11 protein-coding genes are annotated in these 13,994 nt (G+C 66.2%); 10 read left to right on the top strand and 1 reads right to left on the bottom strand.

Annotated features, from left to right (window positions below):
- Positions 1–7: 7 nt before the first annotated feature.
- The 6 genes from rnhB to pyrG all read left to right on the top strand — a co-directional run bounded on the left by rnhB (position 8) and on the right by pyrG (position 9,858).
- The gene (rnhB, locus tag G7Y85_RS02105) at positions 8–655 is read left to right on the top strand and encodes a ribonuclease HII (protein WP_166251047.1); all 648 of its coding nucleotides are present in this window, start codon (positions 8–10) and stop codon (positions 653–655) included.
- A complete protein-coding gene (dnaE, locus tag G7Y85_RS02100; protein WP_166251045.1) occupies positions 652–4,236 on the top strand; it encodes a DNA polymerase III subunit alpha in 3,585 nt (1,194 codons plus the stop codon). The genes rnhB and dnaE overlap by 4 nt, the downstream gene beginning before the upstream one ends.
- A 97-nt stretch (positions 4,237–4,333) precedes the next feature.
- The gene (locus tag G7Y85_RS02095) at positions 4,334–5,413 is read left to right on the top strand and encodes a transporter substrate-binding domain-containing protein (protein ID WP_166251043.1); all 1,080 of its coding nucleotides are present in this window, start codon (positions 4,334–4,336) and stop codon (positions 5,411–5,413) included.
- A gap of 246 nt (positions 5,414–5,659) precedes the next feature.
- Positions 5,660–6,622: an acetyl-CoA carboxylase carboxyltransferase subunit alpha gene (locus G7Y85_RS02090; RefSeq protein ID WP_166251041.1), complete on the top strand. Its 963-nt coding sequence runs from the start codon at positions 5,660–5,662 to the stop codon at positions 6,620–6,622.
- Between the two features lie 177 nt (positions 6,623–6,799).
- The gene (gene tilS / locus G7Y85_RS02085) at positions 6,800–8,092 is read left to right on the top strand and encodes a tRNA lysidine(34) synthetase TilS (protein ID WP_166251039.1); all 1,293 of its coding nucleotides are present in this window, start codon (positions 6,800–6,802) and stop codon (positions 8,090–8,092) included.
- A 65-nt stretch (positions 8,093–8,157) separates the two neighbouring features.
- Positions 8,158–9,858, top strand: coding sequence for a CTP synthase (gene pyrG / locus G7Y85_RS02080; protein WP_166251037.1), 1,701 nt, complete (start codon positions 8,158–8,160; stop codon positions 9,856–9,858).
- 109 nt (positions 9,859–9,967) lie between these two features.
- On the opposite strand, the gene kdsA is transcribed toward pyrG, so the two are convergent.
- A complete protein-coding gene (kdsA, locus tag G7Y85_RS02075; RefSeq protein WP_166251035.1) occupies positions 9,968–10,816 on the bottom strand; it encodes a 3-deoxy-8-phosphooctulonate synthase in 849 nt (282 codons plus the stop codon).
- A gap of 287 nt (positions 10,817–11,103) precedes the next feature.
- Between kdsA and eno the strand changes: the two genes are divergently transcribed.
- Genes eno through ispF form a run of 4 tightly spaced genes read left to right on the top strand, consistent with a single transcriptional unit; the run spans position 11,104 to position 13,958 of the window.
- Complete coding sequence (gene eno, locus G7Y85_RS02070) at positions 11,104–12,420, top strand: phosphopyruvate hydratase (protein ID WP_166251033.1); 1,317 nt, start codon at positions 11,104–11,106, stop codon at positions 12,418–12,420.
- Positions 12,421–12,451: 31 nt separating this feature from the next.
- Positions 12,452–12,730: a cell division protein FtsB gene (gene ftsB, locus G7Y85_RS02065; RefSeq protein WP_166251031.1), complete on the top strand. Its 279-nt coding sequence runs from the start codon at positions 12,452–12,454 to the stop codon at positions 12,728–12,730.
- 14 nt (positions 12,731–12,744) lie between these two features.
- Positions 12,745–13,458 (top strand): 2-C-methyl-D-erythritol 4-phosphate cytidylyltransferase, encoded by a 714-nt coding sequence (gene ispD, locus G7Y85_RS02060; RefSeq protein WP_366514905.1) that lies wholly within the window; start codon positions 12,745–12,747, stop codon positions 13,456–13,458.
- Positions 13,455–13,958 (top strand): 2-C-methyl-D-erythritol 2,4-cyclodiphosphate synthase, encoded by a 504-nt coding sequence (ispF, locus tag G7Y85_RS02055; protein ID WP_166251029.1) that lies wholly within the window; start codon positions 13,455–13,457, stop codon positions 13,956–13,958. Before ispD ends, ispF begins: the two co-directional genes overlap by 4 nt.
- Positions 13,959–13,994 lie beyond the last annotated feature (36 nt).

Below are 13,994 nucleotides of genomic sequence, written 5' to 3'. Positions count from 1 at the left end.
TCGGCCGATGCCCCGCCGTGTCTCGATCGCGACTTATCCCGTACCGCTTGTCGCCGGAATCGACGAGGCAGGTCGTGGATGTCTGGCCGGGCCGGTCTATGCGGCTGCCGTGATTCTCGACGCGCAGCACGGCATCCGCGGCCTCGACGACTCGAAGAAGCTGAGGGCCGGCGTACGGGAGACGCTGTTCGAGCAGATCCAGGATCGCGCCGTCGCGTTCGCCATCGCCCGCGCCGAACTCGACGAGATCGAGCGCCTCAACATCCTGCACGCGACGATGCTGGCGATGCGCCGTGCAGTCGATGCACTGAAGCCCGCACCGCAGCACTGCCTGGTCGACGGCAATCGCCTGCCGGTCTGGGCATACAGCGCGGAAGCGGTGGTCGATGGCGATGCCATCCACGCGCCGATCATGGCGGCGTCGATTCTCGCCAAGGTTGCGCGCGATCGCGAGATGCAGAAGCTCGATGCCGACTATCCCGGCTACGGCTTCGCGCAGCACAAGGGCTACGGCACGCCGGAGCATCTCGATGCCTTGCGGCGGCTCGGCGTCAGCGCGATTCACCGGATGAGTTTCGCGCCCTGCAAGCAGCAGGACCTGTTCGCAGGCGAACACGATCGCCTCCGTCTCGCCGCGGCCGGGCATTGCGCATGACGACGGACTTCGTCCATCTGCGCCTGCATACCGAGTATTCGCTGACCGATGGCGTGGTGCGCGTCGAGCCGCCGAAACGCAAGGGCGGCGGTGTCGGCGCGACGCTGACCTCGCGCGCGGCCGAGTTGCGGATGCCGGCGGTCGCGATCACCGACCAGAACAATCTGTTCGCGATGGTGAAGTTCTACAAATCGGCCGAGGGCGCCGGCATCAAGCCGATCGTCGGTGTCGATGTCTGGCTTGCGCCGCGGCTGGCCGGCGACAGCCCCGAGCGGCTGACGTTGCTGGTGCAGAACGACGGTGGCTATCGCAATCTCGCCAAGCTGATCTCGGCGGCCTACACGCAAGGGCAGACCACCGGGCAGCCGCTGGTGTCGCGCGAATCGCTGCACGCCTGGAACGAGGGTCTGATCGCGCTGAGCGGCCGCGACGGGGCGGTCTTCCGCGCCGCATTGTCCGACAACGTCGACGCGGCACGCGAGGCACTGGCCGAATTGCGTGACTGTTTCGGCGATCGCCTGTATCTGGAGATCGCGCGTTGCGGCCGCGCCGGCGACGACGAATGGGTTGACGCCGCAGCCGCGCTGTCGCGACACGAGCAGCTGCCGCTGGTCGCGACCAACGACGTGCGCTTTCTTGCCCAGGACGATTTCGAGACCCACGAGGCGCGCGTCTGCATTGCGCAGGGTCGCGTGCTCAACGACCCGAAACGCCCGCGCGACTACACGGATCAGCAATATCTGAAGTCCGCCGACGAAATGTGTGCGCTGTTCGCCGATCTGCCGGAAGCGCTGGCAAACTCGGTCGAGATCGCGCGCCGCTGTTCGCTGACGCTCAAGTTCGCGCCACCGTATCACCTGCCGAACTTCCCGGTTCCCGACGGCTATACGACCGACAGCTGGTTGCGCGAACGCGCGCGCGAAGGTCTGCGGGAGCGCTTCACGCTGATCACGCTGGCGGCCGAGGAAGATGTCTACTGGCAACGCCTGGACTACGAACTCGGCATCATCGAGAAGATGGGCTTTGCCGGGTACTTCCTGGTCGTCTCCGACTTCATCGAGTGGGCGAAGAACAACGGCTGTCCGGTCGGGCCCGGCCGTGGTTCCGGCGCAGGCTCGCTGGTCGCGTACGCGATCAAGATCACCGATCTCGATCCGCTGCCGTACAACCTGCTGTTCGAGCGTTTCCTCAATCCCGAGCGCGTCTCGATGCCGGATTTCGACATCGATTTCTGCATGGACAATCGCGATCGCGTGATCGAATACGTCGCGCAGAAATACGGCCGTGACCGCGTCGGCCAGATCATCACCTACGCGACGATGGCGGCGCGCGGCGTGATTCGCGATGTCGCGCGCGTCATGGGCCATGGCTACGGTTTCGCGGACTCGATTGCCAAGCTGGTGCCGGGCACGCCGGGCGCAACCCTGGTCGACGCACTCGAACAGGTGCCGGAGCTCAAGCAGCGTTACGACGGCGAGGAAGACACGCGCGCCGTCATCGATCTCGGTCTGGCACTGGAAGGTACGACGCGTGGTGTCGGCGTGCACGCCGGCGGTGTCGTGATCGCGCCGCAGCCGCTGACCGACTATGCGCCGATGTACTGCGAAGCCGGCGGCGGCGGCATGCGCACGCAATTCGACATGAAGGATCTCGAATCCGCCGGGCTCGTGAAATTCGACTTTCTGGGCCTGAAGACGCTGACCGTGATCCAGGAGGCGGTCAACAATGTCGTCAAGAGCACCGGGACCGAGATCGACGTGCTGAAGCTGCCGATCACCGACGCCAGGACCTACGAGCTGTATGCGAGCGGCGAGACGACCGCGGTGTTCCAGATGGAATCGCCGGGCATGCAGCGCGCGTCCAAGGACCTGAAGCCTGATACCTTCGAGGACATCGTCGCGCTGGTGTCGCTGTATCGGCCGGGGCCGATGGACCTGATTCCCGAATATTGCGCCCGCAAGCGCGGCGATGCGCCGGTGGTCTATCTGCATCCGGAAATGGAAGCGGTGCTGCAGCCGACCTACGGCATCTTCGTCTACCAGGAACAGGTCATGCAGATGTCGCAGCGCCTGGCCGGTTACACGCTCGGTGGCGCCGACCTGCTGCGCCGCGCGATGGGCAAGAAGATCGCTTCGGAAATGGCCAAGCAGCGCGAGATCTTCACCGACGGCGCGACCGGTCGCGGCGTCGACGGCGAGATCGCGACCCAGGTCTTCGACCTGATGGAGAAGTTCGCGAACTACGGCTTCAACAAGTCGCATGCCGCGGCCTATGCGCTGGTCTCGTACCAGACTGCGTGGCTGAAGACGCACTATCCGGCTGAGTTCATGGCAGCGGTGCTGTCCTGCGAAATGCAGCACACCGACGCGATCGTGACGATGCGCGAGGAATGCCTGCGCATGGGCCTGAAGATGCTTTCCCCCGACGTCAATCAAAGCGACTACCGTTTCACGGTGCCGCAGCCGGGCGCGATCCGCTACGGACTCGGTGCGATCAAGGGTGCCGGCGAAGCCGCTCTCGAAGGCATCATTGCCGAGCGCACGGCGAACGGCGCGTTCAAGGATCTGTTCGACTTCTGCAAGCGTGTCGACACGCGCAAGGCCAACAAGCGCGTGCTCGAGGCCCTGATCTGTTCCGGCGCGATGGACGGCTTCGGCCTGAACCGGCCGTCGCTGATGAAGACCCTGCCGAAGGCGCTGCAGCTCGCCGAGGCCGCCGCCGCCAGCGCCGACTCGGGCCAGAACGATCTGTTCGGTCTCGGTGGCGGCATGGCGAAGGCCGAACAGCAGATCGAAGCCGATACCGAGGCCGACTGGTCGCAGCGCGAACTGCTCGCGCGTGAACGCGACACGCTCGGCTTCTATCTGTCCGGCCATCCGATCGAGGCCTACGGCGAGATCACCGAGCAGGTCTGCAGTGGTCGCCTGCATGAGCTGATCCGCCAGCACGCCACGCCGCAGCCGGTCGCCGCCAACGGCAAGCCGGTCTGGCAGCCGCGCGTCAAAGTGATGTTTGCCGCCTGGGTGGCCGATGTGCGTTTCTTCAAAGGCGACGGTCGCGGCGGCGCCAGCTACAAGCTGACGCTGGACGATCGCAGCGCGCAGCTGTCGACCTGGATCGATGCCGACAAGTGGGCGAAGTACGCGCCGTTCGTGAAACCCGATCAGCTGGTGTTCGCGATCGCCGAAATCGGTTTGTCGCCGGCGCGCGAAAATCGCGACGCCGAGCCGCGGCTGTACGCGCCGGAATTCCATTCGCTGGACGACGTGCTGCGGGACTATGCCGTGCGTCTCAGCCTCGACTGGCAGCGTCCGGCCAACGACGTCATTGCCCTGCGCAAGCGCGTGATGGCGTTGCGCGGCGGCAAGACCGAGGTCGAAATCCGCTACCGCGGCAGCAAGGCGGCCTGCGAGCTGGAATTCGGCGCCGAGTGGAGGCTGCGCCTCGACGACAAGACCCTGCTCGATCTGCAGCAATGGCTCGGCGCCGCCGCGGTGCGCGTGCAGTACAAGCGCTTCCAGGCGCCGATTCCGCAGCGAAAGTTTGCCAACGCCGGCGCCGGCTCGTTCGACGACGAGTGATGCGCAAGGCGCATCGGCGTGGCCGCTGCGTTAAGGTGGGTCGGACGCTCAGACGACCAAGGAGTCCGCGATGCTGCCATTCGCTCGAAGCTGCCTGATGCTCGTTCTGCTGCTGGGTGGCCTGTCCGCTGCAGCACAGGCAAGCCAGGCGCCATCGGTCGCGCCGGCCGGCGGCAGCGGGCATGTCCTCACCGTCGGCCTGCGCGAGAATCCGCCGTTCGTGATGCGCGATGCCGACGGTCGCTACAGCGGCATCGCGATCGAACTGTGGAGCGGCATCGCGCAAGCGATCGGTGCGCGGACGCGATACGCGCCTGCCGACGATGTCGATACCTTGCTTGCCGGTGTTGCGGATCGTCATTTCGATGTGGCGGTTGGCGCGCTGACGGTCACCGCACAACGCGCCGAGCAGGTCGATTTCACGCAGCCGTTTTATCGCGGCGGCATCGGCATCGCCACGCGTGCCAGCGGCGGTTGGCGGGCTGCGCTCGGCGGCATGATTTCGGCCAGCTTTCTCAAGGCGGTCGGCGCGCTGGTGCTGGTCCTGTTGCTGGTGGGCGTGCTGGTCTGGTGGTTCGAGCGGCGCAGCAATCCCGCGCAGTTCGGCGGCACGCCTGCGCGCGGCATCGGTTCCGGCCTGTGGTGGTCGGCAGTGACGATGACCACCGTCGGTTACGGCGACAAGGCGCCAACCAGTCTCGGCGGGCGTGTCGTCGGACTGGTCTGGATGTTCGTCAGCGTGATCACGATCTCCGGATTCACCGCGGCGATCGCCTCGTCGATCACGATCGGGCGCTTGTCGACCGAAGTGCATGGCGTCGCCGATCTGCCGCATGTGCGGGTCGCGTCGACCTCCGGTTCGACCAGCGCCACGCTGGCCGATCACCACCGGCTGACGGTGATCGACGTCGTCGATCCGGCCGAAGCGCTGCGGCGTCTGGCGGCCGGACAGGTCGATGCCGTGCTCTACGACGCGCCGGTGCTGCAGGCGCGGATTCATGACGGCAAGCTCAAGCATCTGACCGTGCTTGCCGAACTCGTGCGCGAGGAAGACTACGCACTGGCGGTGCCGCGCGATTCCGAATGGCGCAAGCCGATCAACCAGGCCTTGCTGCGCATCGTCGAGGCGCCGCAGTGGCAGGACACGCTGGATCGCTATCTGGGCGCTGATCGCTGAACCGGCCCGGACGGCGGCGTCTCGCTCTGGAACTTGTCATTGCGAGGCGGGCAAAGGCCGACGAGGCGATTGCGACACGCTGCCTGATCCGGCCACGCTGCCGGATGGCGCCACCTCTGCGCGGTTCGCCATGACGGGGGCCCGAATTCCCGCTGGTACGCGACGGCCCGGACGGCGCGCGGCCGATTTGCGCTAAAGTTGGCAACAGGCCGCCGCGACCCCCCGCTGCAAACGAACGACCAACCAATGAACCTGAACTATCTCGATTTCGAACAGCCGATCGCCGAACTCCAGCAGAAGATCGAGGAGTTGCGCTTTGCCACCACCGGCAGCGGCGTCAACCTGACCGAAGAGATTTCGCGCCTCGAAGGCAAGAGCCGGCAGTTGACCGAGCAGGTCTTCGCCAAGCTCACGCCCTGGCAGGTCGCGCAGGTCGCGCGTCACCCGCAGCGGCCGTACGCGCTGGACTACGTGAAGACCCTGTTCACCGAGTGGGACGAGCTGCACGGCGACCGCCACTTTTCCGATGATCCGAGCATCGTCGGCGGCGTGGCCCGCCTCGAAGGTCGCGCCGTCGTCGTCATCGGCCAGCAGAAAGGTCGCGATGCCAAGGAGCGGGTCTACCGCAACTTCGGCATGCCCAAGCCCGAGGGCTACCGCAAGGCGCTGCGCCTGATGAAGCTCGCCGAGAAATTCAATCTGCCGGTGCTGACCTTCATCGATACGCCGGGCGCGTATCCGGGCATCGACGCCGAGGAACGCAATCAATCCGAAGCGATCGCACGCAATCTGTTCGAGCTGTCGAAGCTGCGCACGCCGGTGCTGGCGACGGTGATCGGCGAGGGCGGTTCGGGTGGCGCACTGGCGATCGGCGTCGCCGATCACATCATGATGCTCCAGTACAGCATCTACTCGGTGATCTCGCCGGAAGGCTGCGCATCGATCCTGTTCAAGGACGCGGCGCGGGCGCCGGAAGCAGCCGAGGCGATGCGCATCACCGCGACCGACCTCTACGAACACAAGCTGGTCGACGAAATCGTGCCGGAGCCGCTCGGCGGTGCGCACCGCGACATGGCCGCGACGATGGCAACCGTGCGACAGAAGCTGACCGCCAATCTCGAACGTCTGCGCCACACCCCGATGACCAAGCTGATGGCGGCTCGCTACCAGCGGCTGATGGCATACGGTTCCTACGACACCCTCCACTGATGATGTGAACGGGGCTGCTGTGCGGGTCGATCTCGCGCCGGCCGTGCTCGCTGTGCTTCAGCACAGCTGCGCGCGGCCAGCGCGACCTCGGCCCTGCTCGCGACGCCCCGTTCACATCATCGGCACGCTTCGCTCGCCGCCTGCGGCGGCATTGCTGCGCTGGCCCAGAGCCAAGCCATGAAGATCGTTTTGCCACCGCTTGCGCCGCGCGCGCGGGTCTGGGTGGCGCTCAGCGGCGGGCTCGATTCGACGGCCCTGCTGCATCTGCTTCACGAAAGCGGCGTGCCGAATCTGCGGGCAGTGCATGTCCATCATGGTTTGCAGGCAGCGGCGGACGGCTGGGCGCGGCAGGTCCGCGGCCAGTGCCGGGCGCTGGACGTGCCGCTCAGCGTGCGCCGGGTCCGGGTCGATCCGCGACACGGCGGCGGGCCGGAGGCGGCGGCGCGCGAGGCGCGCTATGCCGCGTTCGCGGCCATGCTGAAGGCCGGCGATCTGCTGGCGACGGCGCATCACCGCGACGATCAGGCCGAAACCGTCCTGCTGCGCGCGCTGCGCGGCACCGGCATTGCAGGATTGGCGGCGATGCCGGTGCTTGCCGCGTTCGGGGCCGGGCGGCTGTGGCGGCCGCTGCTCGATCAGCCGCGTGCGGAACTGCATCGTTTCGCCGAACGGCGCGGCCTGCAATGGATCGACGATCCGCACAATCAGGACGCGCGCTATGCGCGCTCGTACCTGCGTACGGAGCTGATGCCCAGGCTTGGGGCGCACTGGCCGCAGGCCGCCGCGAGTCTGGCGCGCCTGGCGCAGCGCGCCGCCGATGCCGAAGCGCTCGTCGCTGCGCTGGCCAGTCAGGATCTGCTTGCCCTGCGTGTTGGCGACGGCTGGTCGGTCGCGGGTCTGCTTGCGCTGGATCGCGTGCGTCGTCGCAACGCCCTGTACCACGCCTGGGTTGCGATGGGTTGGCCGGCGCCGGCCGAGGCGCGGCTGGCACGACTCGACGAGGAAATTCTCCGTGCGCGCGGCGACGCACAGCCGCTGCTGCGCCACGAAAGCGGCGAGGTCCGTCGTTTTCGCGACGTTCTGCACTTTCTGCCGCATCTGCCGCCTGTCCCCGATCAGGTTCTCGCGTGGCCGGCGCGGCGCCGGGCCTTGACGCTGCCGGCCGGGCTCGGCGAGTTGCGGCTGTCGAGGCCGTCGCCACTGCCGCTGCAGGTCGGCTTTGCGCGTGGCGGCGAGCGCCTGAAGCCGGCCGCCGGCCGCCACAGCCGCAGTCTCAAGCAGCTCTGTCAGGAGGCCGGAATCCCGCCCTGGGTGCGCGTCCGCATGCCCTTGCTGCTTGCCGGCGACGAGTTGCTGGCGATCGCCGGCTACTGGCGCAGCGCAAAAGCAGTGGAACTGGGTCTTGATCCGGAATGGCAGACGACGCTCGCCGGCGCAGGCAGCACGGGCTTTTCCGGCAAAACGGGCTGATGCCCACTTTGAGTGCGCGCGGCCGTCGGCGTAAAATCCACTAAACCCATTGCCTGCCCATTCCCATGCCCGACGCGCCGCATCAGACGCGATTCGTTTTTGTCACCGGGGGCGTGGTGTCCTCGCTTGGTAAAGGCATTTCCGCCGCTTCCCTGGGTGCTGTTCTCGAGTCGCGCGGACTCAAGGTCAGCATGATCAAGCTCGATCCCTACATCAATGTCGATGCAGGCACGATGAGCCCTTTCCAGCACGGTGAAGTGTTCGTTACCGAAGACGGCGCCGAAACCGACCTCGACCTCGGTCACTACGAACGCTTCCTGCGTGGCAAGACCACGCGCTATTCGAACATGACCACCGGTCAGATCTATCGCAACGTGCTCGACAAGGAGCGCCGTGGCGATTATCTGGGCAAGACCGTGCAGGTCATTCCGCACATCACCGACGAAATCCAGGCCGGCATCCGTCGCGGCGTCAACGGCGCCGACATCTGCATGGTCGAGATCGGTGGCACGGTCGGCGACATCGAGTCGCTGCCGTTCCTCGAGGCGATCCGCCAGATGGCGGTCGAACTCGGCCGCCGCCACGCGATGTTCCTGCACCTGACCCTGCTGCCGTTCGTGAAAGCTTCCGGCGAGCTGAAGACCAAGCCGACCCAGCATTCGGTCAAGGAGCTGCGTGGCATCGGCATCCAGCCGGACGTGCTGATCTGCCGCACCGAGCGGCCGATCCCGGATGCCGAGCGCCGCAAGATCTCGCTGTTCACGAACGTGCCGTATCAGGCGGTGATCGCCGCGATCGACATGGACGACATCTACAAGATTCCGGGCTGGCTGCATCAGCAGAATCTCGACCAGCTGGTGATCGACCATTTCGGTCTGGACGCGCGGCCTGCCGACCTGTCGGCCTGGGAGCGGGTCGTCGAGGCCCGGCAGAGCGCCGATACCGAAGTGCAGGTGGCGATGGTCGGCAAGTACGTCGATCTCGCCGACGCCTACAAGTCCTTGAACGAGGCGCTGCATCACGCCGGTCTGCACACCGGCGCGCGCGTCAAGATCCGCTACATCGAATCGGAGGCGGTCGAAACCGAGTCGGCGCGCATCCTGCAGGGCATGGATGCGATCCTGGTGCCCGGCGGTTTCGGCGAGCGCGGCATCGAAGGCAAGATCATGGCGGCGCGTTATGCGCGCGAGAACAACATCCCGTATCTCGGCATCTGCCTCGGCATGCAGGTCGCGGTGATCGAGTACGCGCGCAATGTCTGCGGCCTGACGCGCGCGCATTCGACCGAATTCGATCCGAAATCGCCGGACCCGGTGATCGGCCTGATCACCGAGTGGCAGGACGAAGCCGGCCGCAAGCAGCTGCGCAGCGAAGGCTCCGACAAGGGCGGCACCATGCGCCTCGGTTCGCAGGCTTGCCGGCTCAAGGCCGGATCGAAGTCACGCGCGCTGTACAACGCCGAGATCATTCGCGAACGCCATCGTCACCGCTACGAGTTCAACAATAACTACAAGAAGATCCTGTCCGAGCACGGCATGGATCTGGTCGCCGAGTCGGCCGAGAACGAACTGGTCGAGATGGTCGAGTTGCCGAAGCATCCATTCTTCATCGGCTGCCAGTTCCATCCGGAGTTCACGTCGACACCGCGTGACGGCCATCCGCTGTTCGAAGGCTTCGTCAAGGCGGCGCGCGAGCATCATCGCGCCAACCAGCCGACGCAGGTCGCTCCCAGTGCTCCGGCTGCGACGAGCGTGAAAGTGGCGTGACGTGCCGACCTGGCTGGGCAAACATGAAAAAGGCCGGCGCAAGCCGGCCTTTTTCGTGCTGCCACGCACGGCTTCGGCGCCGTGCGGCGCCACAGCATCGTCATGCGCGTCAGCGGATCTCCAGCGGCGCGAAGCCTTTCACCAGTTCGTCCAGCGCCTTGAGCTGGGCGAGGAACGGCTCCAGCTGAGCCAGCGGCAGCGCACTGGGGCCGTCGCACTTGGCCTGGTCGGGATTCGGATGCGCTTCGAGGAACAGGCCGGCGAGGCCGGTTGCGATGCCGGCGCGTGCCAGATCGAGCACCTGCGAGCGGCGCCCGCCGGACGCCGCGGCGCCCGGATCGCGTTGCTGCAGGGCATGGGTGACGTCGAAGATCACCGGCAGGCCGGCGGTGGCCTTCTTCATGACCCCGAAGCCGAGCATGTCGACCACCAGGTTGTCGTAGCCGAAGCAGGTACCGCGATCGCAGAGGATGATCCTTTCGTTGCCGGCCTCACGGAACTTCTCGACGATGTTGCCGACCTGCGAGGGGCTGAGAAACTGCGGCTTCTTGATGTTGATGATGCGGCCGGTCCTGGCCATGGCGACGACCAGATCGGTTTGTCGCGCGAGAAAGGCCGGCAGCTGCAGGACGTCGACGACCTCGGCGACCGGCGCGGCCTGCCAGGGCTCATGCACGTCGGTGATCAGCGGCACACCGAACTCGGCTTTCACGGCCTCGAAGATGCGCAGGCCTTCCTCGAGGCCGGGGCCGCGATAGGAGTGGATGGACGAGCGGTTGGCCTTGTCGAAGCTGGCCTTGAAGACGTACGGAATGCCCAGTTTTTGCGTGACACGCACGTATTCGGATGCGGCCTGCAGGGCGATCTCTTTCGATTCGAGGACGTTGATGCCGCCGAAGAGGACGAACGGCGCCGAATTTCCAACGGCGATGTTCTGAATGTGGAGGGTCGTGGACATGTTCTGGCTGGTGGCAAATTCGCGGCAGTGTCCGCGACGTCTTGCGCAGCGTCAACGAAGAGGCCGGCGATCACCGCCCCTTTCGTTTCAGCGTGAACGAGCGGCGCAGGCGTCGACGGCGCACGGCCGCACACCGCCGGCCGTGCCGGCCGTACGTTCACCTCGCGTTGCGGGCGTGCTCCATGCCGGTCGGCAGAAATGCCCGGGGACGGTGCTTCGCGTATGACGGGTCCGGTCGCGCACGCTAGAATTCGCGATCTTTCCCGCTATCCGGAGCGTTTTCCCTCATGTCGAAGATCGTCAAAGTCACTGCCCTGGAAATCATCGATTCGCGCGGCAACCCGACCGTGGAAGCCGAAGTCGAACTCGAATCCGGTGCGGTCGGCCGCGCGGCGGCACCGAGCGGGGCGTCGACGGGAACCCGCGAGGCGGTGGAACTGCGTGACGGCGCACCGGCTGCCAAGAAGGGCGGCAAGACCGCGAAGCATCCGCGCTATCTCGGCAAGGGCGTGAAGAAGGCGGTCGCCAATGTCGAAGGGCTACTGGCCAAGGTCGTCACCGGTCTCGATGCGCAGGAGCAGGCCGTGGTCGATGCCGCGATGGTCGCCGCCGACGGCAGCGCCAACAAATCCAAGCTCGGTGCCAACGCCATCCTCGCCGTCTCGCTGGCGAGCGCCAAGGCCGCCGCCGAAGAGAATTTCCTGCCGCTGTTCCAGCATCTCGGCGGCATTTCCAGCGTGACGCTGCCGGTGCCGATGATGAACGTCATCAACGGCGGCGCGCATGCGGACAACAATGTCGACATCCAGGAATTCATGATCCTGCCGGTCGGCGCGCCGAGCTTTTCCGAAGCGCTGCGCTACGGTGCGGAAATCTTCCACTCGCTGAAGAAGGTGCTGCACGGCCGCAAGCTGAGCACCTCGGTCGGCGACGAGGGTGGCTTCGCGCCGAACCTGCCGTCGAATGTCGCGGCGCTGGATTGCCTGCTCGAAGCCATCGAGAAGGCCGGTTACAAGGCGGGCAAGGACATCTATCTGGGCCTCGATGTGGCGTCGAGCGAGTTCTACGCCAAGGGCAAGTACAACCTGCATGGCGAGGGCAAGAGCTACACCAGTGAACAGTTTGCCGATTACCTCGCCGGCATCTGCGCGAAGTACCCGGTGATCTCGATCGAGGACGGTTGTGCCGAGGGCGACTGGAAGGGCTGGAAGTATCTGACCGAGAAGCTCGGCAACAAGGTGCAGCTGGTCGGCGACGATCTGTTCGTCACCAACACCACGATCCTCGCCGAAGGCATCATCCGCGGCGTCGCGAACTCGATCCTGATCAAGCCGAATCAGATCGGCACGCTGACCGAGACGCTGGAAGCGATCCAGATGGCGACCGACGCCGGCTACAGCAGTGTCGTCAGCCATCGTTCCGGCGAGACCGAGGATGCGACGATCGCCGACATCGCCGTCGGCACCACCGCGACGCAGATCAAGACCGGCTCGCTGTGCCGCTCGGACCGCATGGCCAAGTACAACCAGCTGCTGCGCATCGAGCGCAAGCTCGGCAAGCGTGCCCGGTACCCGGGTGCCGGCGCGTTCCCGATCGCCCTGTAAACAAACGGCTCGACTGGCGCTAGACTGCGACATGGCCAAACGCGTCATTCTTGTCGTCCTCGCCGCGATGCTGCTCGGTTTGCAGTGGCGGCTGTGGGTCGCCAAGGGTGGCATCGCGCACACGCATCGCCTGAAAGGCGAAGTCGCCGAACAGGCCGCCGAGAACGATCGGCTGCGCGCACGCAATGCGACGCTCGACGCCGAAGTCCAGGATCTGAACTCCGGCGTCGTCGCGATCGAGGGCCGCGCGCGCACGACCATGGGCATGATCAAGGAAGGCGAGACCTTCTATCTGGTCGTCCAGCGCTGAAGCCGCGCGCGTACGTGTCCGCACCTGCAGCGCGTTACTGGGCCGTGATTCCGGCCGCCGGCGGTGGCACGCGCATGGCCAGCGGCCGGCCGAAACAGTATCTGCCGCTGCACGGGCGTGCCCTGATCGAGTGGTCGCTGGCGCCGTTTCTCGAAGCCGAATGGATCGACGGCGTGGTGCTGGTGCTGGCGCGCAGCGACAGCGGCTTTGCGCAGCTGCCGATCGCGCGCCATCCGCGCATCGTCACGACGATCGGCGGTGCCGCGCGCGCCGAGTCGGTACTCGCCGGACTCGAAGTGGTGGCGGCGCGCACCCGCGCCTTTCGCGACGTCCATGTGCTGGTGCATGACGCGGCGCGACCCTGCGTGCAGGCTGCCGACATCGACCGGCTCTGCGAGGAGGCCGATGACGAGCATGGCGGCATTCTCGCGCTGCCGGTCAACGACACGCTCAAGCGAGCCCGCCAGAGCCGCATCGCCGAGACCGTCGATCGCAGCGCGTTCTGGCGCGCGCAGACGCCGCAGCTGTTCCGTATGAGCCTGCTCATGCAGGCGCTGCAGGACTGCCGCGACGGCGGCGTCGAGGCCACCGACGAAGCCAGTGCGATGGAACGGCGCGGTTACCGGCCGCGCCTGGTGCGCGGCAGCGAGGCCAACATCAAGGTCACCTATCCGGAAGATCTGCAGCTCGCGCAGTTCTGGCTGCAGCAGCAGGAGCGACAGGCATGAATCCACCGACGGGCCAGGCACGAGGGCTGCGCATCGGTCATGGCTTCGATACACATCGCCTGGAAGCCGGCGACGGCGTCCAGCTCGGCGGCGTGTTCATTCCCTGCGCCTATCGCATCGTCGCGCATTCGGACGGCGACGCGCTGATACACGCGCTCTGCGATGCGCTGCTCGGCGCGATCGCCGCGGGCGATATCGGCAAGCTGTTTCCGGACCATGATCCGCAGTACAGGGGCATCGACAGCCGCCGCCTGCTCGCCGAAGTCATGCGCCGCGTGAACCTGGCCGGCTATCGCGTCGTCAACGCCGATCTCAGCCTGATCGCGCAGGCACCGCGGGTCTCGGCGCATACCGCGGCGATGTGCGAGCAGCTGGCGCAGGGACTGGACGTCGCGCTCGATTGCGTGAACGTCAAGGCGACAACCAACGAAGGCATGGATGCCATCGGCGAAAAGCAGGGCCTCGCCGCGCACGCCGTGGTTCTTCTCGAAGCGCGCTGAGCGGGTTTGCGGCGTTTCCGCCGGCCGACCTAGACT

It is taken from the genome of Solimonas terrae (genome assembly GCF_011067135.1).
In the GTDB taxonomy this organism is placed as follows: domain Bacteria; phylum Pseudomonadota; class Gammaproteobacteria; order Nevskiales; family Nevskiaceae; genus Solimonas; species Solimonas terrae.
Note: the sequence above shows the minus strand (reverse complement) of the source record. Positions and strands in the feature narration are given on the sequence as shown.